8 protein-coding genes and 1 pseudogene are annotated in these 4233 nt (G+C 51.7%); all 9 read left to right on the top strand.

Annotation, left to right across the window (positions count from 1 at the left end; translation table 11 throughout):
* A pseudogene (locus tag THISIDRAFT_RS03890) lies at positions 1-207 on the top strand (transposase); the annotation flags it as partial.
* A 440-nt stretch (positions 208-647) separates the two neighbouring features.
* Complete coding sequence (locus THISIDRAFT_RS03895) at positions 648-875, top strand: CopG family transcriptional regulator (RefSeq protein WP_139064106.1); 228 nt, start codon at positions 648-650, stop codon at positions 873-875.
* Positions 859-1251: a type II toxin-antitoxin system VapC family toxin gene (locus tag THISIDRAFT_RS03900; RefSeq protein WP_006788874.1), complete on the top strand. Its 393-nt coding sequence runs from the start codon at positions 859-861 to the stop codon at positions 1249-1251. Before THISIDRAFT_RS03895 ends, THISIDRAFT_RS03900 begins: the two co-directional genes overlap by 17 nt.
* A 120-nt stretch (positions 1252-1371) precedes the next feature.
* Positions 1372-1698 (top strand): type II toxin-antitoxin system HigB family toxin, encoded by a 327-nt coding sequence (locus tag THISIDRAFT_RS03905; protein ID WP_246585319.1) that lies wholly within the window; start codon positions 1372-1374, stop codon positions 1696-1698.
* On the top strand, positions 1695-1928 hold the full coding sequence (locus THISIDRAFT_RS03910; RefSeq protein WP_006788795.1) for a hypothetical protein: 234 nt from the start codon (positions 1695-1697) through the stop codon (positions 1926-1928). Before THISIDRAFT_RS03905 ends, THISIDRAFT_RS03910 begins: the two co-directional genes overlap by 4 nt.
* 374 nt (positions 1929-2302) lie before the next feature.
* Positions 2303-2560, top strand: a complete 258-nt coding sequence (locus THISIDRAFT_RS03915) for a hypothetical protein (RefSeq protein WP_006788796.1) — start codon at positions 2303-2305, stop codon at positions 2558-2560.
* Positions 2550-2774: a hypothetical protein gene (locus THISIDRAFT_RS03920; protein WP_006788797.1), complete on the top strand. Its 225-nt coding sequence runs from the start codon at positions 2550-2552 to the stop codon at positions 2772-2774. The genes THISIDRAFT_RS03915 and THISIDRAFT_RS03920 overlap by 11 nt, the downstream gene beginning before the upstream one ends.
* A 322-nt stretch (positions 2775-3096) precedes the next feature.
* Positions 3097-3315, top strand: coding sequence for a hypothetical protein (locus THISIDRAFT_RS03925; protein WP_006788798.1), 219 nt, complete (start codon positions 3097-3099; stop codon positions 3313-3315).
* A 63-nt stretch (positions 3316-3378) separates the two neighbouring features.
* Positions 3379-3951 carry a DUF3782 domain-containing protein gene (locus tag THISIDRAFT_RS03930; protein ID WP_139064102.1) on the top strand — a complete coding sequence of 191 codons (573 nt, stop codon included), beginning with the start codon at positions 3379-3381 and terminating at the stop codon, positions 3949-3951.
* Positions 3952-4233 lie beyond the last annotated feature (282 nt).

Below are 4233 nucleotides of genomic sequence, written 5' to 3' on the forward strand. Positions count from 1 at the left end.
GCTTTCGTTTCGTCTTGACGGGGGTCTTGCGTCCCAAGGAGCGCCGAGGGTTTGTTTTGTTGCCGCGACGCTGGGTTGTTGAGCGGACCTTTGGCTTGGCTGAACCACTCACGCCGTCTGAGCAAGGACTACGAGCGCTTGATGTCGAGCAGCGAAGCCTGGATTTATCTCGCAATGAGTCGACTGATGGCTAACCGCTTGGCTTGAGGCGGTAGTTTCCAAACAGCTTCTAAAAGACATGCGCCCCTGGGACCGCGCAGCACTAGCTACGCATCGAGGCCGCAGGCCTCGTGGGGTTTAAAAGACATGCGCAGCTAGTGCTGCGCGGTCCCAGGAACACCCGCTACGCATCAAAAAAAAGACTCCCCTCCTTTTTAAGGAGGGGTGGCGCGTAGCGCCGGGGTGGTTATAAAAGACTTAAAACAAGACCCCCTCCCCGCCTGCGGCGGTACTCCCCCTTACCAGGGGGAGAGTTTTTAACCCCGTGGCGCCACCCTCAACCAAACCCCGCGCCGAAGTGATTTCATTTCGGGGCGGGTTTTTTGTTGGGGGAGTGGCTGAAGGTGAAACGGGGACAGAAGACCACATTTTCTGCTAAACTTCGCTCGTGTTGACTTGGAACCAAAGCTGGTGTAACGATGCCAATAATGATCGAACTCACGGAAACTCAAACAAAATCGTTGTCAATTTTAGCTGAACACGAGCACCGCTCATTAAACGAGCTGGTTCGAGAGGCTATCAATGATTATCTAAATCATCATCGATTACCACAAGATCGCGATGCTGCTTTTGGTCTGTGGCACCAGAAACGCGAAGATGGGCTCGCCTATCAAGAGCATCTACGCTCGGAATGGTGTGATGAAAGCACTGTTTGATACCAACATCCTGATCGATTACCTCAACGGCATTGATGCTGCCCGTCAGGAAATCGCCCGCTATGAACACCCTTCAATCAGCCTGATCACCTGGATGGAAATCCTGGTCGGAACAACCGCTGAGGAAGAGCCAATTGTCAGAGAATTTCTTCATCGTTTTCAGGTGCTTGATATCGATCAAGCCGTCGCCGAACAAGCGATTACATTGCGCAAAGTTCGCCGCATTAAACTCCCCGATGCTATTGTGCAGGCGACGGCACTGGTCGCTGGTATGGTTTTAATCACTCGAAATACCAAGGATTTTCCAGAAGATGAAGCAGGTATTCGAGTTCCCTATCGTCTTGATCCAACCCATAAGGCAGATTCGCCGCGTTAGCGACAATCCGCCATTGTCGGGATTGACCCCGGGCACGGATGCCCGAGACCCCTAACCCAACCCCGCGCCGAAGTGATTTCATTTCGGCGCGGGGTTTTTTATTTGGGGGTGTGTGCGATAATGACAACACTGTTGAATTTAATAAAACTCTCCATCATGCGCTTGATTTCTAAAAAACCGCTCAGAGCATTTTGGGAACGCCATCCTGAATCCAGAGCCGTTCTCGAGGATTGGTATCGAAAAGTGTGTGCCTTGGAAGCAGTGTCGTTTTCCCAGTTACGTGGACAATTCGGCACAGCCGATTATGTTGATGGGTTTACGATTTTTGATGTGGGTGGCAACCGTTATCGCATTGCCACCGTGATTCATTATGACAAACAGCGCATCTATGTCCGCGATGTGATGACACACGCTGAATATGATCGCAATACCTGGAGACGAAAATGACGATGGCACTCGATGCTCAGCATTTAATTCCAGCCTGGCAATCTCTGCAAACGCTAATCCCGCTCACGCATATTGATGATGACGCTGACTATGCGCAGATGATCGAATTATTAAATGGCTTGCTGGATGTGGTGAGGGATGACGCGCATCATCCGCTGTACTCTATGCTTGCCGTTGTGGGTGATCTCATTGAGATGTACGAACTCCATCAAGAACCGCAACATGATTAACTCGTCAGGCAATCCGCCCCCTGGGACCGCGTAGCACTAGCTACGCATCGAGGCCGCAGGCCTCGTGGGGTTTAAAAGACATGCGCCCCTGGGACCGCGTAGCACCCGCTACGCATCAAAAAAAAGACTCCCCTCCTTTTCAAGGAGGGGTGGCGCGCAGCGCCGGGGTGGTTGTTGTGGGTTTATACCCCCTCCCCGCCTACGGCGGGACTCCCCCTTGCCAGGGGGAGAGTTTTTACCCCCTTGGGACCGCGTAGCACCCGCTACGCATTAAAACATGGCGCAGTCAGTGCTGCGCGGTCCCAGGAACCAGGAGCACCGCGTATTTAATGCGGGGCGGGTTTTTTAGTTGGGGGGTGTGGTATGCTTGACTGATGCCTTCCATCGAAAAAATTCTTGAACAATTGCGCCGTGAACCAGCAAATGTGCGCTTTGCCGACCTTAAAAAAGTCTGTGAATATTTTTTCGGGCAGCCTCGTCAGACGGGTGGCAGTCATTTGGTTTTTAAAACGCCTTGGCCACATGATCCCCGCGTGAATATTCAGAATTTTGCTGGTCAAGCAAAGCCTTATCAAGTACGGCAAGTGTTGCGTGCAATTGATAAACTGGAGCAGCAAACCGATGAACATTGATCGCTATACTTATCAAATCACTTGGTCAATCGAAGATGATGCCCATTTAGGGGGATGTGTTGAGTTTCCAGCATTAAGTTGGCTAGCACCGACACCCGAAGAAGCGCTCTTGGGAATACGACAAGTCGTTGCTGATGTGATCGCCGACCTTGAAACCAACGCTGAACCCATTCCAAAACCGCTGGCCGAGAATTGCCACCACCAAGCCGCGTAGCGCGTCACCCGTAAGGCGGATTCGACAATCCGCCGCCCGTGGCGGCATCATCCTGATGCCGCACACCCCCTCAACCCAACCCCGCGCCGAAGTGATTTCATTTCGGGGCGGGGTTTTTTGTTTGGGGGGGTGTGGTATGCTTGGCAGAGATGCAACCCGTTAGGGAGTGACCGCCGATGACTGAGAATGCCTTCAATCCGACCGCTCGCTACGCTCGCGGCGGCTGAGTCTGGCGTTAGGAAAAATATAAAAAAGATTCTCGGTTTGATTCTGTTATGGTTGTACTCGATCAGATTTTTTGTCAAAAACTCAGGAGTTCGCTATGACGGTAGCAAATATTGACAATGAAATGGCGTTTTTAGAAGATCGGATTTTGAAATTAGATTACGATTCATTTTCCAGACTTCGTGATTGGCTTATCGAACTTGATAATGTGCGTTGGGACAAGCAGCTTGAGGAAGACTCCAATTCAGGAAAACTTGACTTTCTAATCAATGCAGCCCTTGCCGAACATAAAGCAGGTAAAACGAGAGACTTGTGATTCATAAAACTGCACTGAGTTTTTGGTGCTGCTATGAAAAGCTGCCGATGGAAATTCGCAGCCTTGCCGATAAGAACTTTCAACGATGATGTCTGGCGGCTGTTTCAGGAAACGGATCGCTTGATCAAAGAATCTGCACAAGAAACCGACCGCAGGTTTCAGGAAACTGAGCGCCAGATGAAAGCATCTGCGCTGGAAACGGATCGCAAGTTTCAGGAAACCGAGCGCCTGATCAAACAACTATCCAAAAACCTGGGCGACATCGGCAATCGTTTGGACGAATTTGTCGAACACATGGTCGCGCCGGCGGTGGTGCGCGTGTTTCGTGACCAAGGCATAGCGGTTCATGCCGTCTATCCGAACATCAGTGCCAAACGCAACGGCGTGGAAGTCGAAATTGACCTCTTGGTGGTCAACGATGGCGCCCTCATCGGCGTTGAATGCAAAAGCAAACTGGTAGAGGCACACATCGACGCCCATTTGGAGCGCCTGAGCAAGCTCAAGCGCGTCCTGCCGATCTACAAAGACCATCAAGTGATGGGCGCTGTCGCAGGCATGGTGGTGGAAGAAAAAGTCGCCAAGTATGCACTCATGCACGGTTTATATGTCCTGCGCCCAAATGGTCGAACAGATTGACCTCTCCACCCCGCCCGGATTTAAACCGGCGGTGTGGTAACCCATCCCCCGTGGCGGCATCATCCTGATGTCGCAAAAAAAGCGACACCCGTGGCGGCACCTTCCAGGTGCCGCTTTACTTCCAGCGAACGCAAGATGCGTTCGCCACCCTTAACCAAACCCCGCGCCGAAGTGATTGCATTTCGGGTGAGGTTTTTTGTTGGGGGGGGGTGGTATGCTGCACCTGTCAACCCAATTCAGAAAAGTCCCCTTTTGTGCAAAGCAGAAGTGTCCCCCGTAGAA

The organism is Thiorhodospira sibirica ATCC 700588, from assembly GCF_000227725.2.
Taxonomy (GTDB): domain Bacteria; phylum Pseudomonadota; class Gammaproteobacteria; order Ectothiorhodospirales; family Ectothiorhodospiraceae; genus Thiorhodospira; species Thiorhodospira sibirica.

Excerpts from the sequence above, each read along its gene's own strand:
- THISIDRAFT_RS03895 (WP_139064106.1), top strand. The coding sequence starts at position 648 with ATGATCGAACTCACGGAAACTCAAACAAAATCGTTGTCAATTTTAGCT.
- THISIDRAFT_RS03900 (WP_006788874.1), top strand. The coding sequence starts at position 859 with ATGAAAGCACTGTTTGATACCAACATCCTGATCGATTACCTCAACGGC.
- THISIDRAFT_RS03905 (WP_246585319.1), top strand. The coding sequence starts at position 1,372 with ATGACAACACTGTTGAATTTAATAAAACTCTCCATCATGCGCTTGATT.
- THISIDRAFT_RS03910 (WP_006788795.1), top strand. The coding sequence starts at position 1,695 with ATGACGATGGCACTCGATGCTCAGCATTTAATTCCAGCCTGGCAATCT.
- THISIDRAFT_RS03915 (WP_006788796.1), top strand. The coding sequence starts at position 2,303 with ATGCCTTCCATCGAAAAAATTCTTGAACAATTGCGCCGTGAACCAGCA.
- THISIDRAFT_RS03920 (WP_006788797.1), top strand. The coding sequence starts at position 2,550 with ATGAACATTGATCGCTATACTTATCAAATCACTTGGTCAATCGAAGAT.
- THISIDRAFT_RS03925 (WP_006788798.1), top strand. The coding sequence starts at position 3,097 with ATGACGGTAGCAAATATTGACAATGAAATGGCGTTTTTAGAAGATCGG.